Genomic DNA, 26482 nt, shown 5'->3' on the forward strand with positions numbered 1-26482 from the left:
GCGCCCCTACAACTTCTCGGCCGGTCCGGCTGCCATGCCGGAGGCGGTGCTGCAGCGCGCTGCCGCCGAAATGCTCGACTGGCAGGGCAGCGGCATGAGCGTGATGGAGATGAGCCATCGCGGCAAGGAATTCGGCTCGATCTGTACGCAGGCCGAAGCCGACCTCCGCGCGCTGCTGGCGATTCCCCCGAACTTCCACATCCTGTTCATGCAGGGCGGCGGGCTGGGCGAGAACGCCATCGTTCCGCTGAACCTGTCGCGCGGCAAGGCCGCGGACTTCGTCATCACCGGCAGCTGGAGCACCAAGTCGCACAAGGAGGCCCAGCGCTACTGCGACGCGCGCGTGGCCGCCAGCAATGCCGACAACCAGCACACGAAGCTGCCCGATCCCGCGACCTGGCAGCTCTCCAAGGATGCCTCGTACGTGCACGTGTGCTCGAACGAGACCATCAACGGCATCGAATTCCAGCAGCTGCCCGACCTGGCCGCGCTCGGCAGCAGCGCGCCGCTGGTCATCGATTTCTCCTCGCACGTCGCCTCGCGCAGCGTCGACTGGAGCCGCGTGGGGCTGGCCTTCGGCGGTGCCCAGAAGAACCTCGGGCCCGCCGGGCTGACCATCGTGGTCGTGCGCGACGACCTGCTGGGCCATGCACTTGAGATCTGCCCGAGCGCCTTCAACTACAAGACCGTGGCCGACAACCAGTCCATGTACAACACCCCGCCGACCTGGGGCATCTACATGGCGGGACTCACGTTCAAGTGGCTGCTGGAGCAGACCGAGGGCGAGTACACCGGTGTCGCCGCCATGGAGCAGCGCAACATCGCCAAGGCGCAGCTGCTGTACGACTTCATCGACGGCTCCGACTTCTACGCCAATCGCATCGACCCGGGCTGCCGTTCGCGCATGAACGTGCCCTTCTTCCTGGCCGATGAAAGCCGCAACGAGGCCTTCCTGGCCGGCGCGCGCGAAGCCGGGCTGCTGCAGCTGAAGGGGCACAAATCGGTCGGGGGCATGCGCGCGAGCATTTACAACGCCATGCCGCTGGCAGGGGTGCAGGCTCTGGTGGCCTACATGCGAGAATTCGAGCGATCGCATGCCTAGGCGCATGCCCAGCCGCTCGCACCGATGACCGCCTCCGCACCCACCCCACCCTCCTCTTCTCCCGACAATTCCGAAAGCCTGGCCGATCTGCGCGTGCAGATCGACTCGCTCGACCAGCGCCTGCTGAGCCTGCTCAACGAGCGGGCCCACGTGGCCGAGCTGGTCGGCGAGGTCAAGAAGCGCGAGGGCACGCCGTACTTCCGCCCCGACCGCGTGGCGCAGGTCATCGACAAGATGCAGAAGAGCAATGGCGGCCCGCTCAAGGACATCCACGTGGCCGCCATCTGGCGCGAGATCATGTCGGCCTGCCTGGCGCTCGAATCGCCGCAGCGCGTGGCCGTGCTCGGCCCCGAAGGCACCTTCTGCGAACAGGCCGCCATCGAGTACTTCGGGGGCGCCGCAGACCTGATCTACTGCGCCAGCTTCGACGAGGTGTTCCACGCCACCGCCGCGGGCAGCGCCCAGTACGGCGTGGTCGGCGTCGAGAACTCGACCGAGGGCGTGGTCACCCGCTCGCTCGACCTGTTCCTGCATTCGCCCACGCACGTCGTCGGCGAGGTCAGCCTGCTGATTCGCCACCACCTGCTGCGCAGCAGCAACTCGCTCGAAGGCGTGGAGGCGGTGCTGGCCCATCCGCAGGCGCTGGCGCAGTGCCAGACCTGGCTGTCCAAGCATCTGCCCAACGCCGAGCGCCGCGCCGTGTCGAGCAACGCCGAGGGCGCGCGTCTGGCGGCCACCAATCCCAAGTGGGCCGCGCTGGCCGGCGAACGCGCCTCCACGCGCTTCGGCCTGCACATCGTGGCGCACGCGATCCAGGACGACTCGTACAACCGCACCCGCTTCTCGGTGATCTGCCTGCCGCAGACGCTGGCCATGCCGCCGGCATCGGGCCGCGACTGCACGAGCCTGATCGTCTCGGTGCCGAACCGGCCCGGCGCGGTGCACGACCTGCTTGTGCCGCTGAAGCTCAACAACGTCTCGATGACGCGCTTCGAGTCGCGCCCCGCGCGCACGGGCCAGTGGGAGTACTACTTCTACATCGACCTCGACGGCCACCCCTCGCAGCCCAACGTGGCTGCCGCGCTGGCCGAGCTGCGCGGCCTCTGCGCCTTCTACAAGGTGCTCGGCGCCTACCCCGTCAAGGCCTGAGCGGCAGGCGGACACACAGAGACAGCATGTTCGAACAACTGGGACTGATCGGCTGCGGCCTGATGGGCGGCTCCTTCGCGCTCGCACTCAAGCGCGCGAAACTGGTGAAACGGGTGGTGGGCTACAGCAAGTCGCCCTCCACCACCGAGCGGGCGCGCCAGCTCGGCGTGATCGACGTGGCGGCGCCCTCGGCGCTGCTGGCGGTGTCGGGTGCCGACATCGTGCTGCTGGCGGTGCCGGTGGCTGCTTCCGAAGCCACCTTCAAGGCCATCCGCCATGGCATCTCGAGCGAAACGCTGGTGATGGACGTGGGCTCGACCAAGGGCGACGTGATCGAGGCTGCGCGCAACGGCCTGCAGCGCCAGTTCGCGAGCTTCGTGCCGGCGCACCCCATCGCCGGCAAGGAGCTTTCGGGCATCGAGCATGCCGAGGCATCGCTCTTCGCCGGCCGCCAGGTCGTGCTGACCCCGGTGAAGACCACGCTTCGCTCCAACGTGCAGCGGGCCACGCAGGTCTGGAGCGGCATCGGCGCCAACGTCGTCACGATGACGCACGAGGAGCACGACGGCGCCTTCGCCGCCGTGAGCCATCTGCCGCACCTGCTGGCCTTCGCGTACATCAACGGCCTGGCCGCGCAGCCGCAGGGCGAGCGCTTCCTGAGCCTCGCGGGGCCGGGGTTCCGCGATTTCTCGCGCATCGCCGCGAGCGATCCGGTCATGTGGCGCGACGTGCTGCTGGCCAACCGGGAGCATGTGCTCGAACAGTCGCGCGCCTTCCGCAAGGCCCTGGACGACTTCGAGGCGATGATGACCGCTAGCGATCTGCAGGGGCTGGAGCTGTCGATCGCCGCCGCCAGCAAGACCCGGGCGGCCTGGAAGCCGGCCACCGACACCTCGTCGCAGCAGCAGGACAACTGAGATGTTCTCGACGGCTTTCCTCGACCTCCCTCCCCTCGCGGGCGCGGCCGGCACGGTCCGGCTGCCGGGTTCCAAGAGCATTTCGAACCGCGTGCTGCTGCTGGCGGCACTCGCCAGCGGCACCACCACCATCCACGACCTGCTGGATTCCGACGACACCCGCGTGATGCTCGACGCGCTGCGCGCCCTGGGCTGCGGCGTCGATCCGGCCGGCAGTACGCTGCGCATCACCGGCCTCGGCGGACAGCTGAAGCCCAGCGAGGCGCTGCTGCCCCTTTTCCTCGGCAATGCCGGCACGGCGATGCGCCCGCTGACGGCCGCGCTGTCGCTGCTGGGCGGCGAATTCGAACTCAGCGGCGTTCCGCGCATGCACGAGCGCCCCATCGGCGACCTCGTCGACGCGCTGACGCAGCTCGGCTGCCGCATCGACTACCTCGGCAACCCCGGCTATCCGCCGCTGCGCATCCATCCGGTGCCGCACGGCGACCTGGCGCTCGACGCTCCGATCCGCGTGCGCGGCGACGTGTCGAGCCAGTTCCTCACCGCCCTGCTGCTGGGACTGCCGCTGGCCGCGGCCAACGACATCGTGATCGAGGTGGTCGGCGAGCTGATCTCCAAACCGTACATCGAGATCACGCTGAACCTGCTGGCGCGCTTCGGCATCCAGGTCCATCGCGACGGCTGGGAGCGCTTCACCATCCCGGCCGGCAGCCGTTACAGCTCGCCGGGCGAGATCCACGTGGAGGCGGATGCCTCGTCCGCCAGCTACTTCATCGCGCTCGGCGCCATCGCCATGGGTGTTTCCGGCAAGGAAGGCATCCGCATCGAGGGTGTGGGCGCCGATTCCATCCAGGGCGACATCCGCTTCATCGACGCTGCCCGCCAGATGGGCGCGCTGGTCGACAGCGGGCCGAACTGGCTCGAGATCCGTCGCGGCGCCTGGCCGCTCAAGGCCATCGACATCGACGCCAACCACATTCCGGACGCCGCGATGACACTGGCCGTGATGGCGCTCTACGCCGACGGCCCGACCACGCTGCGCAACATCGCGAGCTGGCGCGTGAAGGAAACCGACCGCATCGACGCCATGGCCAACGAGCTGCGCAAGCTCGGCGCCACGGTCGAGGCGGGGCCCGATTTCATCCGGGTGCATCCGCTGGCGCAGGCCGGCTGGCTCCCGGCGAGCATCCGCACCTACGACGATCACCGGGTGGCCATGTGCTTCTCGCTGGCGGCGTTCAATCCGGCGGGCGTGCCGGTGCGCATCCTCGATCCGCACTGCGTCGCCAAGACCTTTCCCGACTACTTCGAGACGCTGTTCTCCGTGGCCGAGGCCGCCGAGGTGCCGGTGATCTGCATCGACGGCCCGACCGCCTCCGGCAAGGGCACGCTGGCCGCCGAGGTGGCGCGCCTGCTTGGCTACCACTACCTCGATTCGGGCTCGCTCTACCGGGTGACAGGCCTCGCGGTGCGCCGCGCCGGCCTGAGCGCCGACGCAGAGCACGAGGCCGAAGTTGCGGCCCTGGCCGCCGCCCTGCCCCTGCAGTTCACCGAAGGCAAGGTGCTTCTGGATGGCGAGGACGTGAGCGACGAGATCCGCACCGAAGCCGCCGGCATGGACGCATCCCGCGTCTCCGCGCTGCCGGCCGTGCGCGAGGCGCTGCTGGCCCTGCAGCAGCGTTTCCGCCAGCTGCCGGGCCTGGTGGCCGACGGCCGCGACATGGGCACGGTGATCTTCCCCGACGCCGCGCTCAAGGTCTTCCTGACCGCCAGCGCCGCCCAGCGCGCCGAACGGCGGCATAAGCAGTTGATTTCAAAGGGAATTTCGACTACACTCGACAGTCTTCGCTCCGACTTGGAGGCCCGTGACGCCAGGGATTCGTCCCGCAGCGTCGCCCCCCTGAAGCCGGCGCAGGACGCCCGCCACCTCGACAACTCGCAGTTGTCCATCGAGCAATCGATCGACACGGTGTTGGACTGGTGGCAGCAGATTCAGCCGTTCGAGCACGCTTGATCGGCCTGAAGTCACAGCCTTTCAGGTCCGCTTGAAAAGCTGGCGCCCGACGGAATATCCGTAGGCGCATACCGCTCCAGCAGGCTCCTTCCGCGCGACAGCGCACCGGCCTGCTGGTTGTTCAACCAACCGGGCTCACGCCCACCCAACCGCCGTCTACAGACCCACAGCAGCCGCACGCAATTTCGCAAGAGCGCCTGCCAACCCTGCCTGACGGAAGGAAACATAAATGTCTGAATCTTTTGCCGATCTGTTCGAAGAGTCCCTGAAGCGTTCCGAAATGCGCACGGGCGAGGTCATCACCGCCGAAGTCGTTCGCGTGGAACACAACCACGTCGTCGTCAACGCCGGCCTGAAGTCCGAAGCGTACGTGCCGATCGAAGAGTTCAAGAACGACAAGGGCGAACTCGAAGTGCAGGCCGGCGACTTCGTTTCCGTTGCCATCGGCAGCGTTGAAAACGGCTACGGCGACACCATCCTCTCGCGCGACACCGCCAAGCGTCTGGCTTCGTGGCTGGCCCTCGAGAAGGCACTGGAATCGGGCGACTTCGTCACCGGCACCACCAGCGGCAAGGTCAAGGGCGGCCTGACCGTCCTGGTCAACGGCATCCGCGCGTTCCTGCCGGGCTCGCTGATCGACACGCGTCCGATCAAGGACCTGACCCCCTACGAGAACAAGACCCTCGAATTCAAGGTCATCAAGCTGGACCGCAAGCGCAACAACGTCGTTCTGTCGCGCCGTGCCGTGGTCGAGGCCAGCATGGGCGAAGAACGCGCCAAGCTGATGGAAACGCTGAAGGAAGGCGCAGTGGTGCGCGGCGTGGTCAAGAACATCACCGAATACGGTGCTTTCGTGGACCTCGGCGGCATCGACGGCCTGCTGCACATCACCGACATGGCATGGCGTCGCGTACGCCACCCGAGCGAAGTCGTTCAGGCCGGCCAGGAAATCACCGCCAAGATCCTCAAGTTCGACACCGAGAAGAACCGCGTGTCGCTGGGTCTGAAGCAGATGGGCGACGACCCGTGGATGGGCGTTTCGCGCCGCTACCCGCAAGGCACCCGCCTGTTCGGCAAGGTCACGAACATCGCCGACTACGGCGCGTTCGTCGAGCTCGAGCCCGGCATCGAAGGCCTGGTGCACGTCTCCGAAATGGACTGGACCAACAAGAACATCGCTCCGAACAAGATCGTCTCGCTGGGCGACGAAGTCGAAGTCATGGTCCTGGAAATCGACGAAGACAAGCGCCGCATCAGCCTGGGCATGAAGCAGTGCAAGGCCAACCCGTGGCAGGAATTCGCGCAGAACACCAAGCGCGGCGACCGCGTCAAGGGCCCGATCAAGTCGATCACCGACTTCGGCGTGTTCGTGGGTCTGGCTGCCGGCATCGACGGCCTGGTTCACCTCTCGGACCTCTCGTGGAACGAAGCCGGCGAAACCGCCGTTCGCAACTACAAGAAGGGCCAGGAAGTCGAAGCGATCGTGCTGGCTGTCGACGTCGACCGCGAGCGCATCTCGCTGGGCATCAAGCAGCTCGACAGCGACCCGTTCACCACCTTCACCACGGTGAACGACAAGGGCCAGATCGTGACCGGCAAGGTCAAGACGGTCGACGCCCGCGGCGCTGAGATCGACCTCGGCGAAGACATCGTCGGCTACCTGCGTGCTTCGGAAATCTCGCGCGACCGCGTCGAAGATGCCCGCAACGTGCTGAAGGAAGGCGACGAAGTCACGGCCATCGTCGTGAACGTGGACCGCAAGACCCGCAACATCCAGCTGTCCATCAAGCAGAAGGACATGGTCGACGAGCAAGGCGCCATGGCCAGCCTGAGCCAGCAGTCGGCACGCGAGAACGCGGGCACGACCAGCCTGGGCGCCCTGCTGCGCGCCAAGCTGGACAACAACGACAGCAAGTAAGCTGAGCCGGAAGACAGAGCAGGCCCTGGGGCCGCTCTGTCTTTTTTTTCGCCCACGTTTTTCGTTTATGTTTGGCCTATGACACGCTCGGACCTCGTCGAAGAACTCGCAGCCCGCTTTGCACAGCTCACGCACCGCGACGCCGAATACGCCGTCAAGACCATCCTCGACGCCATGAGCGACGCGCTGGTACGCGGCCACCGCATCGAGATCCGCGGCTTCGGCAGCTTCTCGGTCAACCGGCGCCCGCCGCGCATCGGCCGCAACCCGCGCTCGGGCGAGAGCGTGCAGATCCCCGAGAAGCGGGTGCCGCACTTCAAGCCCGGCAAGGCGCTGCGCGAAGCCGTCGACGCAAAGACGGCCGAACTCGACGCGGGCAAGGAAGCCAAGAGCCGAAAGGCCTGACGCGCGGACCATCGGAATGCCCGCAAACGTAGAATGCTCCCGGCAACGGGAACGGCTATGAAATACCTCCTGTGGCTGCTCAAGGCAGCCATTTTTTTTACGCTCTTCGCCTTCGCGCTGAACAACCAGCACGACGCGACCGTCTACTTCTTCTTCGGTACCTACTGGCGCGCGCCGCTGGTGCTGGTCGTGCTCGCGGCCTTCGCGGGCGGCCTCGTGGTGGGCGCGCTGGGCATGCTGCCAGGCTGGTGGAAGCACCGGGTCGCAGCGGCCCAGGCGCCGTCCGCAGGCGAAGCCGTCCAGCCACCCTCGACACCGGCCACCGTTGCAACGACCGCAGCCATGGCAACGTCTGCCGCTCCGGCCATCGCCACCACCGACCTTCCCGCCGCACGTCAACATGGACTTTGATCCCAGCTGGCTGCTGATCAGCCTGCCCGTCGCCTTCGTGCTGGGCTGGCTCGCATCGCGCTTCGACATCCGGCAACTCAAGCTCGAAAACCGCCAGGCACCCAAGGCCTATTTCCGCGGCCTCAACTTCCTGCTCAACGAGCAGCAGGACCAGGCCATCGACGCCTTCATCGAGGCGGTGCAGAACGACCCCGACACCCAGGAACTGCACTTCGCGCTCGGCAACCTGTTCCGCCGCCGCGGCGAGTACCAGCGCGCGGTGCGCGTGCACGAGCACCTGCTGGGCCGCGGCGACCTGAGCCGCAGCGACCGCGAACGCGCGCAGCACGCGCTCGCGCAGGACTTCCTTCGCGCCGGCCTGCTCGACCGCGCAGAGGCCGCGCTGCAGAAGCTCGAGGGCACGCGCTACGAGAACGAGGCCCGGCTCGCGCTGCTGGCCATCTACGAACGCTCGCGCGAATGGGCCCAGGCAGCCGATGTGGCGCAGAAGCTCGACGAGTCCGACCAGGCCAGCTACAGCACGCGCCGCGCGCATCACCTCTGCGAGCAGGCGACCGAGCGCGTGGCAGCAGGCGACCTGCCCGGCGCCGGAAAGCTGCTGGCGCAGGCCGTCGAACTGGCACCGCAGGCACCGCGCCCGGCCATCGACACCGCCAACCTGCAACTGCGCAAGGGCGAGGCGAACGCAGCCTTCGACACGCTCGCGGCCCTGAGCGAGACCTCGCCGCTGGCGCTGCCGCTGTACGCCGCCACGCTGCAGCAAGCCGCCATGGCCGCGCACCGCGAAGCCGACGCGCTCGAACTGCTGCAGCGTCGCTATGTCGAGTCGCCCTCCATCGACGTGCTCGAAGCGCTGATGGCGCTCGGCGGCAAGCCGAGCGCCACCGCCGAAGAACCGAACCCTACGCCGCGCGACGGCTATATCGCGCACCTCGCGCAGCAGCCCTCGCTGGTGGCGGCCTCGCGCTGGCTCGCGGGCGAACGCTTCGAGCACGAGCAGTTCCATCCACAGGTGCAGCGCGCGCTCGACCAGGCCACGCGGCCGCTCATGCGCTACCGCTGCGCGGCCTGCGGCTTCGAGGCGCACCAGTACTTCTGGCACTGCCCCGGCTGCCAGGCATGGGACAGCTATCCGCCGCGCCGCGTCGAAGAACTCTGATCACGTTTCTGAACAATGGTCACATGGAGGCTCGTCGAGCCTTCATGCGTCAACGCCCTCTTCACATACCTCGTTGAGCGCGGGCCGACGATTCCGTCGGCTGTCATTCATCAACGAATAGAGGGAGTTCTCAAATCATGTTCAAGAAGATCCTGGCCACCACCGCCATGCTGTTCGCGATCGCCGCGTCCGCGGCCGTCGATGTCAACAAGGGCACCGAAGCCGATCTCGACGGCATCAAGGGCGTCGGCCCGTCGATGTCCAAGCGCATCCTCGAGGCGCGCAAGGAGGGCGAATTCAAGGACTGGCCCGACTTCATGCAGCGTGTGAAGGGCGTGAAGGAGAAGAAGGCGGCCAAGCTGTCGGCCGACGGTCTCACGGTCAACGGCAAGAGCTTCGGCGATGCGGCACCCGCCGCATCGAAGGATGCGAAGGCTCCGGCCAAGGCCGCCAAGCCCTGATTCCGCTTCGGTAGCAATATGCAAAGCCGCCTACGGGCGGCTTTTTCATGGGTGCCATGGCAAGGAGATGGCAGGGAAATGCCTCAGGAAGTGGTCCGGAATTTGCACGTAAGCTCCCTTTCGTTTTGCTTTCAACATATTCCGGAGAGAGTCAATGAATCACAAGTTCGGCATTGCCCTCGCGGGCCTCACCCTCGGCGCCGCGGCCTTCGCTCAGACCAAGTGGGACCTGCCCACGGCCTACCCGGCCACCAACTACCACACGGAAAACATCACGCAGTTCGCAAAGGACGTGGACGCGGCCACCGGCGGCAAGGTGAAGATCACGGTGCATGCCAACGCTTCGCTGTTCAAGGCGCCCGAAATCAAGCGCGCGGTGCAGAGCGGCCAGGCGCAGGCCGGCGAGATCCTGCTGGCCAACTTCGCCAACGAGAACCCGATCTACGCGCTCGACGGCGTGCCCTTCCTCGCCACCACCTACCCCGAGGCCCGCAAGCTCTACGACGCATCGAAGCCCGCCATGGAGAAGCTGCTCTCGGCCCAGGGCATCAAGGTGCTGTTCGTGGTGCCGTGGGCGCCGCAGGGCATCTACACCAAGAAGGAGATCGGCTCAGTGGCCGACCTGCGCGGCATCAAGTGGCGCGCCTACAGCCCCGCCACTGCCAAGATCGCCGAGCTCATCGGCGCCCAGCCGGTGCAGATCCAGCAGGCCGAGCTCAGTGCAGCCATGGCCACCGGCGTGATCGAGAGCTACATGAGTTCGGGCTCCACCGGCTACGACACCAAGACCTACGAGCACATCAAGAACTTCTACGACACGCAGGCCTGGATCCCCAAGAACGCGATCCTGGTGAACGCCAAGGCCTACGACGCGCTCGACGCCGCCACCAAGGCCGCCGTCGCCAAGGCCGCGGCCGATGCCGAAGCCCGCGGCTGGAAGGTGGCGCAGGAGAAGAACGAGGAATACAAGCGCCTGCTCGCCGAGCGCGGCATGAAGATCCACAAGCCTTCGCCCAAGCTCGACGCCGACATGCGCCAGGTCGGCGGCATCATGCAGGCCGACTGGCTGAAGGTGGCTGGCGCGGACGGCGCCGCGATCGTCGATGCCTACAAGAAAAAGTAGACCATGCGGCGCTTTCTAGACCGCCTGTACGACGGTGCAGGCGCGCTCGGCGCGCTCTGCGTGTTCCTGATCTTCGTGCTGATGATCCTGGCCGGCGTGGGCCGGCAGATGAACTGGCACGTGAGCGGGCTCAATGACGTGGTGGCCTGGCTGTGCGCCGCCGCCGCGTTCTTCGCGATGGCGCACGCCTTCCGCCACGGCGACTTCGTGCGCGTGACGCTGCTGCTCGAAGCGGTGTCGCCGAAGATGCGGCGGGTGCTCGACGTGAGCTGCCTGCTGGTGGCCGCGGTGTCGGTGGCCTATCTCACCTACTGGGCCACCAGCTTCACCTACGAAAGCTACGAGTTCGCCGAGATGGCGACCGGCCTCGTGGTCATTCCGATCTGGATTCCGCAGTCGACCTTCGTGATCGGCTGCTGGTTGCTGCTGATCGCCATGATCGACGAACTGGTCGGCGTGGTGCGCGGCGACAAGCCCAGCTACCAGCGCGCCATCGAGGAGCGCCACGCGGCGGGCGACTTCTCCTCCGACGTCTGAACGACAACAGCAACAAAGACACCCGATGTTCGAAAACCTCTGGATGGGCGCGCTGCTGCTCGCGATCATGCTGCTGCTCCTGGCGGGCGGGGTGTGGATCGCGATGACACTGGCCATCGTCGGCTGGGTCGGCCAGGCCTTCTTCACCAACACGCTGCCGGGCAAGAACCTGTTCTCGGCCTTCTGGGAGAGCAACGCGAGCTGGGAGCTGGCGGCGCTGCCGCTTTTCATATGGATGGGCGAGATCCTGTTTCGCACCAAGCTCAGCGAGGAGATGTTCGAGGGCCTGCGCCCCTGGCTCAACCGCGTGCCCGGCCGGCTGATGCACACCACCATCCTCGGATGCGGCGTGTTCGGCTCTGTCTCGGGCTCGTCGGCCGCCACCTGCGCGACCATCGCCAAGGTGGCGCTGCCCGAGCTCAAGCGCCGCGGCTACAACGAGAAGCTGGCCATCGGCTCGCTGGCGACCGCCGGCACGCTGGGAATCCTGATTCCGCCGTCGATCACCATGGTGGTGTACGCGGTGGCGGCCGACGCGTCGATCATTCGCATCTTCCTGGCCGGCTTCCTGCCGGGCTTCCTGCTGATGCTGCTGTTCTCGGGCTACATCGGCTGGTGGAGCCTGCGCAATCCGGGCCAGGTGCCGCCAGCCGATCCGCCGACCACCTTCATGGAGAAGATCCGCCTCTCGGGCAACCTCATTCCCTGCTCGCTGCTGATCGTCTTCATCGTCTGGGTGCTGGTGGCCGGCTGGGCCACCGCCACCGAGTGCGCGGCCTTCGGCGTGCTGGGCTCGCTGGCCATCGCGGCCTGGGGCCGCAGCCTCACATGGAAGAACTTCAAGGACGGCATCATGGGCGCCACGCGCACCAGCTGCATGATCATGTTCATCCTGGCCGGCGCGGCCTTCCTCACCAAGACGATGGCCTTCACCGGCATCCCGCGCGAGCTGGCGGAATGGGTCGACAGCATGCACCTTTCGCCCTACGCGCTGATCGGCGCGCTGGTGCTGGTGTATCTGGTGCTGGGTACCGCGCTGGACGGCATCTCGATGATCGTGCTCACCAGCGCGGTGGTGCTGCCGATGATCCAGAAGGCGGGCTTCGACCTGATCTGGTTCGGCATCTTCATCGTGCTGCTGGTCGAGATCGCCGAGGTCACGCCGCCGGTGGGCTTCAACCTCTTCGTGCTGCAGAACATGACGGGCAAGGACAGCAACGTGATCGCGAAGGCGGCGATCCCGTTCTTCTTCTGCCTGGTGCTGTGCATCGTGCTGATCACGCTGTTCCCGAGCATCGTGACGATCCTGCCCGACCTCGTGATGGGCCGCGAGAAGTAGCCTTGCCGGCCCCGCCGGCAGCGTGCGGATAATCGCTGCCATGCTGCTGAACGTCATCGTCATCTGCCTCGCCGCCTGCGTCGGCGCCCTCATGCGCTGGGGCTTCGCCCTCTGGCTCAGCCCCGGCGGCATCCTGCCCTGGGGCACGCTGGCGGTGAACCTGATCGGCGGCTACCTCATCGGCGTGGCCATCGCCGTCTTCAGCGCCCTTCCGGACATCAACCCGGCCTGGCGGCTGATGGTGATCACCGGCTTCCTCGGCACGCTCACCACCTTCTCCAGCTTCTCGGCCGAAGTCGTGGGCATGCTGACCACCGGCCGCTTCGGCCTCGCGATAGGCACGATCGCGCTGCACCTGGGCGGCTCGCTGTGCATGACCTGGCTCGGCCTTCGCACGGTGCAGGCGCTTTCATCCTGAACCAGATGAAAACTGCGCTAAATCAGCCTTATGTCTTGCGGTTATAGATAAGGCTTTCCATAGGGCCCGCCGATAGAATCGACCCCAATGCCCCTGGTCTTTCTCGTCGCCCTCCCCTTCATCGCCAGCGTGCTGGCCGCGTTGATGCCTTCCAACGCGCGCAACAGGGAGTCGACACTCGCGGGGCTGGTCGCGCTGGGCTGCGCCATCCAGGCCGCCTGGTTCTTCCCGCAGATCGCGCACGGCGGCGTGCTGCGCCAGCAGATCGAATGGCTGCCGGCCCTGGGCCTGAACCTCGTGTTCCGCATGGACGGCTTCGCATGGCTGTTCTGCATGCTGGTGCTGGGCATCGGCGCATTGGTGGTGCTGTACGCGCGCTACTACATGTCGGCCTCCGACCCGGTGCCGCGCTTCTTCTCGTTCTTCCTCGCGTTCATGGGCGCGATGATGGGCGTGGTGCTCTCGGGCAACCTGATCCAGATGGTGCTGTTCTGGGAGCTCACCAGCCTGTTCTCCTTCCTGCTGATCGGCTACTGGCACCACCGCCGCGACGCGCGACGCGGCGCGCGCATGGCGCTCACCGTCACCGGCGCGGGCGGGCTGTGCCTGCTGGCCGGCGTGCTGGTGCTGGGCCGCATCACCGGCAGCTACGAACTCGACAAGGTGCTCGCCTCGGGTGATCTCATCCGCGCGCACTCGCTCTACCCCGTCGCGCTCACGCTGATATTGCTGGGCGCCTTCACCAAGAGCGCGCAGTTCCCCTTCCACTTCTGGCTGCCGCGCGCCATGGCCGCGCCCACGCCGGTGTCGGCCTACCTGCACTCGGCGACCATGGTGAAGCTGGGCGTGTTCCTGATGGCGCGGCTGTGGCCCGTGCTCTCGGGCACCGAGCAGTGGTTCTGGATGGTCGGCGGCGCAGGCGCCATCACGCTGCTGCTCGGCGGCTTCATCGCGATGTTCCAGCGCGACCTGAAGGCGCTGCTGGCCTACTCCACCATCTCGCACCTCGGGCTCATCACGCTGCTGCTGGGGCTCAACAGCCCGCTCGCTGCCGTGGCGGCGGTCTTCCATGTGATGAACCACGCCACCTTCAAGGCGTCGCTCTTCATGGCGGCCGGCATCATCGACCACGAGACCGGCACGCGCGACATCCGCAAGCTCAGCGGCCTGATGCGGCTCATGCCCATCACCGGCACGCTGGCCATCATCGCCAGCGCCTCGATGGCCGGCGTGCCGCTGCTCAACGGCTTCCTCTCGAAAGAGATGTTCTTCGCAGAGACGGTGTTCATCCAGGCCACGCCCTGGGTCGACTTCAGCCTGCCGCTGATCGCCACCGTGGCGGGCATCTTCAGCGTGGCGTACTCGGCGCGCTTCGTGTTCGACGTTTTCTTCGGCCCGCCCTGCGGCGACGAGGTGCCCAGGCATCCGCACGAGCCGCCGCACTGGATGCGGGTGCCGGTCGAGCTGCTGGTGCTGCTTTGCCTGGTGGTGGGCGTTGCGCCGGCCTGGTCGGTCGGCCCGATGCTCGCGGCCGCGGCCGCGCCGGTGGTCGGCGGCACGCTGCCCGAGTACAGCCTGGCCGTATGGCACGGCTTCAACCTGCCGCTCTTGATGAGCTTCGTGGCGCTGGCGGGCGGCGCCGCGCTGTACCTGCTGCATCGCCGCCAGCGCGCGCGCGGTGGCCTCGAACACACGCCGCTGCTGCACCGCTTCGACGGCCAGGTCATCTTCGAGCACATCATCGCGCTGCTGAGCGAGGCCGGCCGGCGCAGCCGCCGCCTCTTCGGCACGAAGCGCATGCAGTGGCAATTGCTGCTGCTGGTGGTCGTGGCGGTGGCTGGCGCGACCGCCTCCCTGCAGCTCACGCCCGCCGCGCCCGGCACGCGCGAGCTGCTGCCCTTCTCGCCGATGTTCGCGATGACATGGCTCATCGGCGGCACCTGCGCGGTCGCCGCCGCCTGGCAGGCCAAGTTCCACCGGCTGGCGGCGCTGATGCTGGCCGCGGGAGCGGGGCTGGTCTCGTGCGTCACCTACATCTGGTTCTCGGCGCCCGACCTCGCGCTGACTCAGCTGGTGGTCGAGGCCGTGACCACGGTGCTGATCCTGCTGGGCCTGCGCTGGCTGCCGATGCGCAGCAAGGACGTGGTGCAGCCCGCGCGCGCACGGCTCAAGCCGTGGGGCCGGCGCGGGCGCGACCTGCTGATCGCGGCCATCGCCGGCAGCGGCATGGCCGCGCTGGCCTGGGCCATGATGACGCGCACCTTCTCGCAGAGCATCTCGCCCTTCTTCCTAGAACGCGCGCTCACCGAGGGCGGCGGCACCAACGTGGTCAACGTGATGCTGGTCGACTTCCGCGGCTTCGACACCTTCGGCGAGATCACCGTGCTGGGCATCGTCGCGCTCACGGTGTATGCGCTGCTGCGGCGCTTCCGCCCGGCGATCGAATCGATGGCGCTGCCGATCCAGCAGCGGCTGCAGGCCGACGACGGCAGCAGCGACCTGCTGAACCCGCGCCGCGCCAAGGACACCGCCGTCGGCTACCTGATGGTGCCGGCCGTGCTGGTGCGCCTGCTGCTGCCGGTCTCGGTGCTGGTGTCGGTCTACTTCTTCATGCGCGGGCACAACGCGCCGGGCGGCGGCTTCGTCGCGGGGCTGGTGATGTCGGTGGCGCTGGTGCTGCAGTTCATCGTCTCGGGCACCGAGTGGGTGGAAGAGCACCTGCGCATCTACCCGCGCCGCTGGATCGCCATCGGCCTGCTGCTGGCGCTGGCCACGGGTGCCGGGGCGGTGTTCTTCGGCTACCCCTTCCTCACCACGCACACCGCCCACCTGCACCTGCCGCTGCTGGGCGAAGTGCACGTGCCCAGCGCCCTCTTCTTCGACACCGGCGTGTTCGCGCTGGTGCTCGGCGCCACCATGCTGATCCTGACCGCGCTGGCCCACCAGTCGATACGAAGCCACCGCTGGGCCGACGAGCAAAAAGAAAAAGAGGCCGAGGCGACCTCCGCCGCCACCTCCGAGGGAGGGGCCGGCTGATGGAAATCGTGCTCGCACTCGCCATCGGCGTGCTCACCGGCTCGGGCGTCTACATGCTGCTGCGCCCGCGCACCTTCCAGGTCATCATGGGCCTGACGCTGATCTCGTACGCGGTCAACCTGTTCATCTTCAGCATGGGCCGGCTCAAGGTCGACAGCGAGCCGGTGCTCATCAAGGGCCTGACCGCCACGCTGGCCAACACGGCCGACCCGATGCCGCAGGCGCTGGTGCTCACCGCCATCGTGATCGGCTTCGCGATGACGGCGCTCTTCCTCGTCGTGATGCTCGCCTCGCGCGGCCTCACCGGCACCGACCACGTGGACGGTGAAGAACGGCAGGAGGCGGAGTGAAAGAGGTCTTTCATCTGCTCGACCAGCTGCTGGAGTTCAGCATGCCGCACCTGGTGGCGGTGCCGATCCTCGTGCCCATGCTCACGGCCGCGCTCATGCTGCTGCTGGGCGAGAACCGCCGGCGCGCCAAGTCGGCGCTGAGTGTGGTCTCGGGCCTGATCGGCCTGCTGGCCGCGCTGGCGCTGCTGCGCTGGGTGAACGCGCCCGACACCGGCGGCGGCCCGGGCTCCATCGGCGTGTACCTGCCGGGCAACTGGCGCGCGCCCTTCGGCATCGTGCTGGTGGCCGACCGGCTCTCGACCATGATGGTGGCGCTCACCGGCGTGATCGCCTTCGCCGCGTCGATCTACTCCACCTCGCGCTGGGACCGCGCGGGCGTGCACTTCCATCCGCTGCTGCAGCTGCAGCTCATGGGCCTGAACGGTGCCTTCCTCACGGGCGACCTGTTCAACCTGTTCGTGTTCTTCGAGGTGATGCTCGCGGCCTCCTACGGCCTGCTGCTGCACGGCTCGGGCCGGCTGCGGGTGCAGGCGGGACTGCACTACATCGCGATCAACCTCGCGGCCTCTTCGCTGTTCCTGATCGGCGCGGCCATCCTCTACGGCGTGACCGGCACGCTCAACATGGCCGACCTGGGGCTGCGCATCGCCGAGCTCTCGCCGGGCGACCGCGGGCTGGTGCACGCGGCCACGGCCATCCTCTTCACCGCCTTCTTCGCCAAGGCGGGCGCGTGGCCGCTGAACTTCTGGCTGGTGCCGGCCTACAGCGCCGCGGTGTCGCCGGTAGGCGCGGTGTTCGCGCTGCTGACCAAGCTGGGCGTCTACACCGTGCTGCGGCTGTGGACGGTGCTCTTCGCGCCCGATACCGGCGCCTCGGCCGCCTTCGGCCAGCCGGTGCTGGTGGGCGCGGGCATCGCCACGCTCTTCGTGGCGGCCCTGGGCATCCTCGGCACGCAGCGGCTGTCCAACCTCGCGGGCTTCAGCGTGCTGATGTCGGCCGGCACGCTGCTCGCCGCGGTGGGCCTGGGGCAGCCGGCCGTGTGGGCCGGCGCGCTCTTCTACCTGCTGAGCTCCACGCTCGCGGTAAGCGCCTTCTTCCTGCTGACCGACATGATCGAGCGCTGGCGCAACGCGGGCATGAGCGTGGCGCCGCACGAGGTCGCGGGCACCGCGCCTTTCCTGGCCGAAGACCTGAGCGCGCTGAGCGACGTGAACCTCGACGACGACGCGCAGGCGCTCTACGGCCGCGCCATACCGGCGGGCGTTGCCTTCCTCGGCCTGAGCTTCATGATCTGCACGCTGCTGCTCACCGGCCTGCCGCCGCTGTCGGGCTTCGTCGGCAAGTTCGCGATGCTCTCGGGACTCATGGGTGGCAGCGGCGCCATCGGAACCGCCGGCTGGACCTTCCTGGTGCTGCTGATCGCCTCGGGCTTCCTCGCGCTGATCGCGCTGAGCCGCACCGGCATCCGCCATTTCTGGACCCAGCCGCACGGCAACCTGCCATCGCTGCCCGCGCTCGAAGTGCTGCCGGTGGCCGGCCTCATCGTCGCTTGCATCGCGCTCACGGTCTGGGCCGAGCCGGTGCTGCGCCACGCGCAGGCCACCGCCGAGGGCCTGCGCACGCCCACGGCCTACCGCGCAGCGGTGATGGAGGCGCGGCAGGTGCCGAACCCGGCGCCCGCCGCAAAGACCGAAGCAAATGCCGAAGGAAAGGCAGGCGCGCAATGAAACGCCTGATCCCCTCCCCGCCGCTGTCGCTCGCACTGTTCGTCATCTGGCTGCTGCTCAACCAGTCGCTCGAGGCGAGCACCCTGCTGTCGGGCGTGCTGCTCGCCATTGCCGTGCCGCTGCTGACCAAGGGCCTGCGGCCGGCCACGGTGCGCATGCGCCGGCCGGGGGTGGCGCTGCGGCTGTGCGGCGTCGTCCTCTACGACATGTCGGTGTCGGTGTTCGCGGTGGCGCGTGCGCTGCTCACGCGCCGCAGCGAGAACATCCAGGCAAGCTTCCTGCGCATACCGCTGGACATGCGCGACCCCAACGGCCTCGCTGTGCTCTCGATGATCATGTGCCTCACGCCCGGCACCGCCTGGGGCGAGGTGGCCTTCGACCGCAGCACCCTGCTGATCCACGTATTCGATCTCGACGACGAAGCCGCCTTCATCGCGCAGATCAAGAGCCGCTACGAACGTCCGCTGATGGAGATCTTCGAATCATGACGCCCATCCTTTTCTGGTCGCTCAAGTTCGCGCTGTTCCTGCTGGCGGTGGCGATGCTGTGCGCCGTCGCGCGCCTGCTGATCGGCCCTTCCGCGCAAGACCGCGTGATGGCGCTGGACTGCCTCTACATCAACGGCATGCTGATGATGCTCGTGCTGGGCATCGTCTACGCGAGCGACGTCTACTTCGCCGCCGCGATGCTGATCGCGCTCTTCGGCTTCGTCAGCTCCACGGCGATGGCCAAGTTCCTGCTGCGCGGGGAGGTGATCGAATGAACGACTTCATCGTGGGTCCGCTGCCGCTTTGGGCCGAGATCGTCACCGCGGTCTTCGCGGTGCTGGGCGCTGCCTTCGCCGCGATCGGCTCCTTCGGGCTGGTACGCCTGCCCACTTTCTTCCGCCGCATCCACGCGCCCACGCTGGGCGCCACCGGCGGCGTGTGGTCGATGACGGTCGCCACCATCGTCTACTTCTCGGCGCAGGGCCACAGCCTCTTCATGCACGCGGTGCTGATCGTGCTGTTCGTGGCGCTCACCACGCCGGTCACCACCATCTTCCTGATGCGCGCCGCGCTGTTCCGCGAGCGGCAGAAGCACGGCGAGGTGCCGCCGCCCGCGCCTTCGGACCAGGGGCCGATCCCGCCTTACCACGGCTGAGCGGCTGGCCGGGCCGGACGCCTCAGGTCGGCAGCAGCTGCTGCATCTCCTTGGCGCGCGCCACCTCGACCTCGCGCGGCAGCGTCACCGCGTTCTTCACCGCGAGGATCTCCGCCATCACGCTCACCGCGATCTCCGGCGGCGTCTTGCTGCCGATGTAGATGCCGATGGGCCCGCGCAGCCGCGCGAGCGATTCCTCGGTCTGGTCGAAGTGCTCGATCATGCGGTCGCGCCGGGCGTCGGCATTGCGCCGCGAGCCGATGGCGCCGACGTAGAAGGCCTCGCTTTGCAGCGCCTCCAGCAGCGCGAGGTCGTCGAGCTTCGGGTCGTGCGTGAGCGCGACCACGCAACTGCGGCGGTCGGGCCTGAAGGCAATCACCGCGTCGTCGGGCATCTCGGTCGTGATGTGCACGCCAGGCAGCGACCATGCGGTGCGGTACTCGGCGCGCGGATCGCACAAGGTCACCGCGAAGCCGCTGAACTTGGCCATGGTGGCGAGGTACTCGGCGAGCTGGCCGGCGCCGATCAGCAGCATGCGGTATTCGGGGCCGAAGGTGTTCGTCAGTTCGGTGTCGTTCACCGCGAGCTCGTCGGGCGCGGTCGCCTCGGCGATGCGCACCGCGCCGGTGGCGAGCGTCACGGTGCGCTGCATGAGCTTGCCCTGCTCCAGCTGCGCCACCAGCAGCTCGAGCGAGCCGGCGTCGGGAGCGTATTCGAGCAGCAGCTCCAGCGTGCCGCCGCAGGGCAGCCCGAAGCGGTGCGCCTCGTCGGCGGTGATGCCGTACTTCACCAGGGCCGGAGGCGCGCCCAGCGGCACGTCCTCGGCCTTGCCGTGGGCATGGCTGTAGCGTGCGATGAGGTCGTCCTCGATGCAGCCGCCGGAGACCGAGCCCACCACCGCGCCGTCTTCCGCCAGGGCCATGATCGAGCCCACGGGCCGGGGCGACGAGCCCCAGGTGCGCACCACCGTCGCCAGCAGCGCGCGCTTGCCGGCACGCCGCCAGTCGCGCAGCGTGCGAAGCACCATGACGTCGAGGTTTTCCATGTCGCTGCAGCCCGGGTTCAGGCCGCGTCGCCGCCGGGTGCGGAGGGCGCGTCCTTGTCGTCCTTCTTGCCGAGGCCGATCTTCTTCATGAGGCCGGACATCATCCCGCTCTTCTCGGCAGGCGCCTCGGTGCCTTCAGCGGCGGCCGCCGGGGGAGGACCGTAGCGGCTCTGCATCTCGGCTTCGAAGCGCTTGAAGAAATCGTCGGCTGTGGACTTGGCAGCGCCATCGATCAGGCGCTGGCCCAGTTGGGCGATCTTGCCGCCGACCTGGGCCTGCACGGTGTAGTCGAGTTCGCAGCCTGCGGACGCGGCGGCTGGTGGAGTTGCCGCACCGGCCTCGTGCGCGGTGGCATCACCCGCAGGGGAGGCCGCCGCTTCGGTGGCGAGCGGCTTGAGCGTGACGCTCGAAGATCCCTTCGCGAAGCCGGCCACGCCGCCCTGCCCCTCGAAGGTGAGCTTGTAGCCGTCGGGCGCCACGATGTCGGACAGCAGCACCTTGCCGTTGAACTTGGCCGAGACCGGGCCGATCTTGACCGCGAGCGCGACGCTGTACTGGTTGTCGCCCACCAACTCGAACTTGTCGCAGCCGGGGATGCACTTCTTCAGCGTTTCGGGGTCGTTGAGCGCGTCCCAGGCCTGTTGTTGGGTGACGCCCAGGCGTCGGTTTCCGAGCATTTCCATGGTGGGTTTCCTTTGTCTTCCTTCCCGGCGCCGCTAGCGGCCGGACCGCATCAGGGCGGCCAGGCTCGCTGCGAGCTGTTCGAGTGCGCTGAGATTGTGAACCGCCAGCATCGCGTCCGCTTGCCGGTGCAATACGGCGGCCCCACGCGCCAGAGGGGCGTAGCCCTCGAAGCGCAGCAGCGGGTTGAGCCACAGCAGGCGGCGCGAATGGCGCTTGAGCCACAGCAGCTCATGCTCCAGCACGGAGGGCTCGCCGGTGTCCAGGCCGTCGCTGATCACCAGCACCAGCGTGCGGCGGCCGGTCAGCCGGCGGGCGTGGGCGCGGCGCAGCTCGGCCAGCGAGGCGCCGAAGCGCGTGCCGCCGGCGAAATCGTCGATGGCGAGGCTGGCGGCGCCCAGCATCGCGTCGGTGTCGGCCAGCCGGAAGGCCGGCGTCAGGTCGGTCAGCCGGGTGCCGAAGGCAAACACGTCGCGGCGGCCGGCACGCCGCGTTGCGGCATGCAGAAAGGCCAGCAGCAGGCGCGCATAGCGCTCCATCGAGCCCGAGACGTCGACCAGCACCAGCAGCGGCAACGGCTGCTCGCGCCGGGCCAGCCGTGGCAGGCGCAGGATCTCGCCGCCCGTGCGCGCCGCCTCGTGCAACACGCCCGGCCAGTGCATGCGCGCATGCTGGCGGCCCGCATCGCCGGCAGGCCGCAGGCGGCGCGACGGCAGCTCGGGAATGGGCAGGCGGATGTCACGCGCGAGCCGCTCCACCAGCCGGTATTCGGCGGCGCCGAGCGCGTTGAAGTCGGCATGCTGCAGGCGCTGCCGGTCGCTGGACGTCATGGCGGCATCGAATTCGATCTCGCGATCGGGCTTGGCCGGCTCCACAGGCTTGGCGAGTGCGCGCGGCGCACTGAGGGCTTCGCGCACGCGCGGGCGCCGCTTCGACGGCTCGGCCTTGCCTTCGGCGCTCGGCAGCATCTGGGCGAGCAGCTTGTTGGCCAGCTCCGGGTCGCGGAACCATGCGTCGAAGAGTTCGCGGAACACCATGCGGTCCTGCTCGCGGCTGACCATCACCGCCTCCATGGCCGCGCTCAGGTCGAGCTTGTCTTCGACGCCCACCAGCGTGGCGGCCTCTGCCGCCAGCGCAATGCGCATGGCGTCGGTGCGAACACCCGCCCGGCGCAGCGCCCGGCCGAAGGCGGCGATGTTGCCCGCGAGCTTGCCGCTGCGGACGTCGCCGAGTTGCTGGACGCCGGTGCTGGCCATCGGTCGATCACGCCTCGGGCTTGAGCAGGTCCGACGCCAGCTCCTGCGTAAGCGCGGCCACGTCGTCGCGCTGCTTGAAGAGGATGCCGGCGGTGTCGACCACCACTTCGGGATCGAGCTCCACCGTGTCGAGCGCGATCAGCGCCCTCGCCCATTCGACGCTCTCGGCGATGCCCGGCGCGCGCTGGAAGGCATTGGCGAAGGGCGTCTCGCGCAGCCGTGCGACGAAGGCCGCCACCTGGGCCGACAGCTTCTCGCCAGCTTGCGGCACCTGCGCGCGCACGATGGCCAGTTCGCGTTCGCGCTCGGGGTAGTCGAGCCAGTGGTAGAGGCAGCGGCGCTTGACCGCGTCGTTGAGCTCGCGCGTGCGATTGCTTGTGAGGATGGTGACGGGCGGCACCACCGCGCGCACGGTGCCCAGCTCGGGAATGCTGACCTGGTACTCGCCCAGATACTCAAGCAGGAAGGCCTCGAAAGGCTCGTCGGCGCGGTCTACCTCGTCGATCAACAGCACGGCGCCGGGCAGCGGCGTCTGCAGCGCCTGCAGCAGCGGGCGGCGGATCAGGTAGTGCGGCTGGTAGACCTCGGCTTCCACGTCACGGGCCGCGCCAGTGGCCTCGGCCGCGCGCATGTGCAGCAGCTGCGCCGCGTAGTTCCATTCATAGAGCGCCTCGCGCTGCTCCAGGCCGTCATAGCACTGCAGGCGCAGCAGTTCGCGGCCCAGCGCGACCGACAGCGCCTTCGCCAGCTCGGTCTTGCCGACGCCGGGCTCGCCTTCGAGCAGCAGCGGACGCTGCAGCTTGAGCGCAAGGAACACGGCCGTGGCCAGGCGCCGGTCGGCGAAGTAGCCGGCCTCCATGAGTCCGGCGGAGAGGGTGTCGATGCTGGGGAAGATCATGGCCTAGGGTAATGCAGGGGCCGCTGCATTCGGGATGCGGACAGCTGAACGCAGAAGGAATACAAAAACCACGCAGAGGTCGCAGAAGAAACCAGATTCGATCTTTTCTGGTCTTCTTTCGCGACTTCCGCGAGAGCTTTGCGACTTCTGCGTTCGGCAATCCGATTTCGTCAGCCCAGCGCCTTGGTCACGGCCCTTTGCGTCAGCACGCTGATCAGGTTCGCGCGATACGCGGCCGAGGCATGCAGGTCGCTGTTGAGATCGCTCGCGTCGATCTTCACGGCAGCCGCTGCGGCAGCGGTGAAGCTCTTGTTGAGCGCGTCTTCCAGCCCGGCATGGCGGAACACGCCGTTGCCCGCGCCGGTGACCGCCACGCGCACGCCGCTGTCGTACTGCGCGAGGAACACGCCGACCAACGGGAAGTTCGACGCCTTCTGGCGCAGCTTCTCGTACACGGCGCGCTTCGGAATCGGAAAACGGATCGCGGTGATCAGCTCGCCGTCTTCCAGCGCCGTGGTGAAGAGGCCGAGGAAGAAGTCGTCGGCCGCGATCTCTCGCCTGGACGTGACGATGGTCGCGCCCGAGGCCAGCACCGCGCTGGGGTAGCACGCTGCCGGGTCGTTGTTGGCCACCGAGCCACCGATGGTGCCCATCGCGCGCACCTGCCGGTCGCCGATGCGCGAGGCCAGGTCGGCCAGCGCCGGGTAGGCGGCCTTCAGGTCGGCGTTGTTCGCCACGTCGAGGTGGCGCGACATGGCGCCGATGGTGATGGCGTTACCGTTCTTCGTAATGCCGGTGAGCTCCTTGATGCCGCTCAGGTCCACGAGCTGCTCGGGTGCGGAAAGCCGCAGCTTCATCGAGGCCAGCAGGGTCTGTCCGCCGGCCAGCGGCTTGGCGCCGGCGGCCACGAGTCGTGCCGCGTCGGCCACCGAGTCGGGCCGTTCGAGTGTGAAGGCATACATGGTGTGATTCCTTCTTTATTCGTTCTTGGTTCAGGGGTTGGCGGCTGCGGACTGCATCGCCTCCCACACGCGGGCGGGGGAAGCGGGCATGTCGAAATCCTTGACGCCCAGCGGCGCCAGCGCATCGAGCACGGCATTGATCACGGCCGGCGGTGAGCCGATGGCCCCCGCCTCGCCGCAGCCCTTGGTGCCCAGCGGGTTATGCGTGCACGGGGTGCACACGGTGTCGAGCTTGAACTGCGGGAAGTCGCCGGCGCGCGGCATCGCGTAGTCCATGAAGCTGCCGGTGAGCAGCTGGCCGGTCTCGTTGTCGTAGACGCAGTTCTCCAGCAGCGCCTGGCCGATGCCCTGCACCAGCCCGCCGTGCACCTGGCCCTCGACGATCATCGGATTGATGATGGTGCCGAAGTCGTCCACCGCGGTGAAGCGGTCCACGCGCACCTCGCCGGTCTGCTTGTCGACCTCGACCTCGCAGATGTAGGTGCCGCCGGGGAATGTGAAGTTGGTCGGGTCGTAGAAGGCGGTTTCGTTCAGGCCGGGTTCGAGTTTGTCGAGCGGGTAGTTGTGCGGCACGTAGGCCGTGAGCGCCACCTGGCCGAACGGGATCTTCTTGTCGGTGCCCTTGACCGTGAACTCGCCGTTGGCGAACTCGATGTCGGCGTCGCTCGCCTCCATCAGGTGCGCGGCGATCTTGCGGGCCTTGGTCTCGATCTTGTCGAGCGCCTTCATGATGGCCGCGCCGCCCACCGAGATGGAGCGCGAGCCGTAGGTGCCCATGCCGAAGGGCACGCGGCCGGTGTCGCCGTGCACCACGTCGACGTTCTCGACCGGAATGCCCAGCCGCGCAGCCACCACCTGCGCGAAAGTGGTCTCGTGGCCCTGGCCGTGGCTGTGCGAGCCGGTGAACACCGTCACGCTGCCGGTGGGGTGCACGCGGATCTCGCCGCATTCGAACAGGCCCGCTCGCGCACCGAGCGCGCCCGCGATGTTCGACGGAGCGATGCCGCAGGCCTCGATGTAGCTCGAATACCCGATGCCGCGCAGCTTGCCCTTGGCCTCGCTGGCCGTCTTGCGCGCGGCGTAGCCGTCGACCTCGGCGAGCACGCGGGCCTTGTCCATGCAGGCGTGGAAGTCGCCGGTGTCGTACTGCAGCGCCACCGGCGTCTGGTACGGGAAGGCGGTGATGAAGTTGCGCTTGCGGATCTCGTCCTGCCCCAGGTTCATCTCCCAGGCACAGCGCGAGACCAGCCGCTCCAGCAGGTAGGTCGCCTCGGGCCGCCCGGCCCCGCGGTAGGCATCGACTGGCGCGGTATTGGTGAACCAGGCGTCCACCTCGACGTAGATCTGCGGCGTGGTGTACTGGCCAGCCAGCAGCGTGGCATAGAGGATGGTCGGCACCGCCGTCGAGAAGGTCGACAGGTAGGCGCCGAGGTTGGCATCGGTATGCACGCGCAGCGCGAGGAACTTGCCATCCTTGTCCATTGCCATCTCGGCGTGGCTCACGTGGTCGCGGCCATGGGCGTCGGAGAGGAAACACTCCGAACGGTCGGCCGTCCACTTGATATTGCGGTTGAGCTGCCTGGCGGCCCAGGTCAGGCACACGTCCTCGGCGTACAGGAAAATCTTGGAGCCGAAGCCGCCGCCCACATCGGGCGCGATCACGCGCACCTTGTGCTCGGGCAGGCCCAGCACGAAGGCCGTCATCAGCAGGCGCTCGACGTGCGGGTTCTGGTTGGACACGTACAGCGTGTAGTCGTCGCCCGCGCGGTTGTAGCTGCCGATGGCCACGCGCGGCTCGATGGGGTTGGGCACCAGCCGGTTGTTGACCAGGTCGAGCTTCGTCACGTGCGCGGCGCTGGCAAACACCGCGTCGACCGCCGCCTTGTCGCCCAGCGCCCACTTGTAGCACTGGTTGTCGGGGGCTTCGTCGTGCAGCGTGACGCCACCGGACTTCTTCGCGGCGTCGGCCACGCTCACCAGCGCGGGCAGCACCTCGTAGTCGACCACCACCGCCTCGGCGGCGTTCCTCGCCTGCTCGACCGTCTCGGCCACCACCATGGCCACGTGGTCGCCGACGTAGCGCACCTTCCTGATCGCGAGGATGGGGTGCATCGGCTCCTTCATCGGGGTGCCGTCGGGGTTGTTGATGAGCCAGCCGCAGGGCAGCCCGCCCATCTTTCCCTCGATGTCCTTGCCGCTGAAGATGCCGACCACGCCGGGCATCTTCAGCGCCTGGGCGGTGTCGACCGACTTGATGAGGGCGTGCGCGTGCGGCGAGCGCACGAAGACCGCATGGCTCTGGTTGGCCAGCGTGATGTCGTCGGTGTAGTTGCCCGCGCCGGTGAGAAAGCGGTAGTCCTCCTTGCGGCGGACCGCCTCGCCGATGTGCGGCAGGTTCGAGAAATCGGAAGCGCCCATGATGTCGCTCTCC

25 protein-coding genes are annotated in these 26482 nt (G+C 67.8%); 19 read left to right on the forward strand and 6 right to left on the reverse strand.

Translation table 11 applies throughout. The annotated features are described in order from the left end of the window. The first annotated feature begins 34 nt into the window (after positions 1 to 34). The 19 genes from serC (at position 35) to mnhG (ending at position 19209) form a co-directional block, all read left to right on the forward strand. Positions 35 to 1102 carry a 3-phosphoserine/phosphohydroxythreonine transaminase gene (gene serC, locus ACAM57_RS22780; RefSeq protein WP_369662467.1) on the forward strand — a complete coding sequence of 356 codons (1068 nt, stop codon included), beginning with the start codon at positions 35 to 37 and terminating at the stop codon, positions 1100 to 1102. 24 nt (positions 1103 to 1126) lie between these two features. Continuing rightward, a complete protein-coding gene (gene pheA, locus ACAM57_RS22785) occupies positions 1127 to 2251 on the forward strand; it encodes a prephenate dehydratase (protein WP_126022918.1) in 1125 nt (374 codons plus the stop codon). Between the two features lie 26 nt (positions 2252 to 2277). Continuing rightward, the gene (locus ACAM57_RS22790; protein ID WP_126022917.1) at positions 2278 to 3168 is read left to right on the forward strand and encodes a prephenate dehydrogenase/arogenate dehydrogenase family protein; all 891 of its coding nucleotides are present in this window, start codon (positions 2278 to 2280) and stop codon (positions 3166 to 3168) included. 1 nt (position 3169) lies between these two features. After that, positions 3170 to 5182: a bifunctional 3-phosphoshikimate 1-carboxyvinyltransferase/cytidylate kinase gene (locus ACAM57_RS22795; protein WP_369659042.1), complete on the forward strand. Its 2013-nt coding sequence runs from the start codon at positions 3170 to 3172 to the stop codon at positions 5180 to 5182. A gap of 229 nt (positions 5183 to 5411) precedes the next feature. Beyond that, on the forward strand, positions 5412 to 7100 hold the full coding sequence (gene rpsA, locus ACAM57_RS22800) for a 30S ribosomal protein S1 (protein ID WP_019654767.1): 1689 nt from the start codon (positions 5412 to 5414) through the stop codon (positions 7098 to 7100). Between the two features lie 78 nt (positions 7101 to 7178). Next, positions 7179 to 7505, forward strand: a complete 327-nt coding sequence (locus tag ACAM57_RS22805; protein ID WP_126022915.1) for an integration host factor subunit beta — start codon at positions 7179 to 7181, stop codon at positions 7503 to 7505. A 57-nt stretch (positions 7506 to 7562) separates the two neighbouring features. Then, positions 7563 to 7916: a lipopolysaccharide assembly LapA domain-containing protein gene (locus ACAM57_RS22810; RefSeq protein WP_369659043.1), complete on the forward strand. Its 354-nt coding sequence runs from the start codon at positions 7563 to 7565 to the stop codon at positions 7914 to 7916. Then, positions 7906 to 9075 (forward strand): lipopolysaccharide assembly protein LapB, encoded by a 1170-nt coding sequence (gene lapB, locus ACAM57_RS22815; protein WP_126022913.1) that lies wholly within the window; start codon positions 7906 to 7908, stop codon positions 9073 to 9075. The genes ACAM57_RS22810 and lapB overlap by 11 nt, the downstream gene beginning before the upstream one ends. Before the next feature lie 137 nt (positions 9076 to 9212). Further along, positions 9213 to 9536, forward strand: coding sequence for a helix-hairpin-helix domain-containing protein (locus ACAM57_RS22820; protein WP_126022912.1), 324 nt, complete (start codon positions 9213 to 9215; stop codon positions 9534 to 9536). Between the two features lie 154 nt (positions 9537 to 9690). Further along, a complete protein-coding gene (locus ACAM57_RS22825; RefSeq protein WP_184635791.1) occupies positions 9691 to 10659 on the forward strand; it encodes a TRAP transporter substrate-binding protein in 969 nt (322 codons plus the stop codon). Positions 10660 to 10662: 3 nt separating this feature from the next. After that, complete coding sequence (locus ACAM57_RS22830) at positions 10663 to 11196, forward strand: TRAP transporter small permease (RefSeq protein ID WP_369659044.1); 534 nt, start codon at positions 10663 to 10665, stop codon at positions 11194 to 11196. A 25-nt stretch (positions 11197 to 11221) separates the two neighbouring features. Continuing rightward, entirely contained in the window at positions 11222 to 12535 is a 1314-nt protein-coding gene (locus tag ACAM57_RS22835) for a TRAP transporter large permease (RefSeq protein ID WP_369659045.1), read from the forward strand. 40 nt (positions 12536 to 12575) lie between these two features. Beyond that, positions 12576 to 12953: a fluoride efflux transporter CrcB gene (gene crcB / locus ACAM57_RS22840; RefSeq protein ID WP_369659046.1), complete on the forward strand. Its 378-nt coding sequence runs from the start codon at positions 12576 to 12578 to the stop codon at positions 12951 to 12953. Between the two features lie 87 nt (positions 12954 to 13040). Further along, a complete protein-coding gene (locus tag ACAM57_RS22845) occupies positions 13041 to 15989 on the forward strand; it encodes a monovalent cation/H+ antiporter subunit A (protein ID WP_369659047.1) in 2949 nt (982 codons plus the stop codon). After that, positions 15989 to 16339, forward strand: coding sequence for a Na+/H+ antiporter subunit C (locus ACAM57_RS22850; protein WP_093236787.1), 351 nt, complete (start codon positions 15989 to 15991; stop codon positions 16337 to 16339). The genes ACAM57_RS22845 and ACAM57_RS22850 overlap by 1 nt, the downstream gene beginning before the upstream one ends. A gap of 41 nt (positions 16340 to 16380) precedes the next feature. Further along, complete coding sequence (locus ACAM57_RS22855) at positions 16381 to 18066, forward strand: monovalent cation/H+ antiporter subunit D (RefSeq protein ID WP_369662468.1); 1686 nt, start codon at positions 16381 to 16383, stop codon at positions 18064 to 18066. Next, entirely contained in the window at positions 18063 to 18554 is a 492-nt protein-coding gene (locus ACAM57_RS22860; protein ID WP_184635779.1) for a Na+/H+ antiporter subunit E, read from the forward strand. The genes ACAM57_RS22855 and ACAM57_RS22860 overlap by 4 nt, the downstream gene beginning before the upstream one ends. Beyond that, positions 18551 to 18829: a K+/H+ antiporter subunit F gene (locus ACAM57_RS22865; RefSeq protein WP_019654754.1), complete on the forward strand. Its 279-nt coding sequence runs from the start codon at positions 18551 to 18553 to the stop codon at positions 18827 to 18829. Before ACAM57_RS22860 ends, ACAM57_RS22865 begins: the two co-directional genes overlap by 4 nt. Beyond that, positions 18826 to 19209 carry a monovalent cation/H(+) antiporter subunit G gene (gene mnhG, locus ACAM57_RS22870; protein ID WP_369659048.1) on the forward strand — a complete coding sequence of 128 codons (384 nt, stop codon included), beginning with the start codon at positions 18826 to 18828 and terminating at the stop codon, positions 19207 to 19209. The genes ACAM57_RS22865 and mnhG overlap by 4 nt, the downstream gene beginning before the upstream one ends. 22 nt (positions 19210 to 19231) lie before the next feature. On the opposite strand, the gene ACAM57_RS22875 is transcribed toward mnhG, so the two are convergent. From ACAM57_RS22875 to ACAM57_RS22900, 6 genes are all read right to left on the reverse strand, one after another. After that, positions 19232 to 20254: an XdhC family protein gene (locus tag ACAM57_RS22875; protein WP_126022903.1), complete on the reverse strand. Its 1023-nt coding sequence runs from the start codon at positions 20252 to 20254 to the stop codon at positions 19232 to 19234. Between the two features lie 17 nt (positions 20255 to 20271). Beyond that, entirely contained in the window at positions 20272 to 20937 is a 666-nt protein-coding gene (locus ACAM57_RS22880; RefSeq protein WP_369659049.1) for a CoxG family protein, read from the reverse strand. Positions 20938 to 20970: 33 nt separating this feature from the next. Beyond that, positions 20971 to 22191: a VWA domain-containing protein gene (locus ACAM57_RS22885; protein WP_369659050.1), complete on the reverse strand. Its 1221-nt coding sequence runs from the start codon at positions 22189 to 22191 to the stop codon at positions 20971 to 20973. A gap of 7 nt (positions 22192 to 22198) precedes the next feature. Further along, complete coding sequence (locus tag ACAM57_RS22890; protein ID WP_126022900.1) at positions 22199 to 23089, reverse strand: MoxR family ATPase; 891 nt, start codon at positions 23087 to 23089, stop codon at positions 22199 to 22201. Between the two features lie 170 nt (positions 23090 to 23259). Further along, a complete protein-coding gene (locus ACAM57_RS22895; RefSeq protein ID WP_369659051.1) occupies positions 23260 to 24051 on the reverse strand; it encodes a xanthine dehydrogenase family protein subunit M in 792 nt (263 codons plus the stop codon). 30 nt (positions 24052 to 24081) lie between these two features. Then, positions 24082 to 26469, reverse strand: a complete 2388-nt coding sequence (locus ACAM57_RS22900) for a xanthine dehydrogenase family protein molybdopterin-binding subunit (protein ID WP_369659052.1) — start codon at positions 26467 to 26469, stop codon at positions 24082 to 24084. Between the last annotated feature and the right edge of the window lie 13 nt (positions 26470 to 26482).

Origin of the sequence: Variovorax sp. V15, from assembly GCF_041154425.1 — a bacterium.
GTDB classification, from domain to species: Bacteria; Pseudomonadota; Gammaproteobacteria; order Burkholderiales; family Burkholderiaceae_C; genus Variovorax; species Variovorax guangxiensis.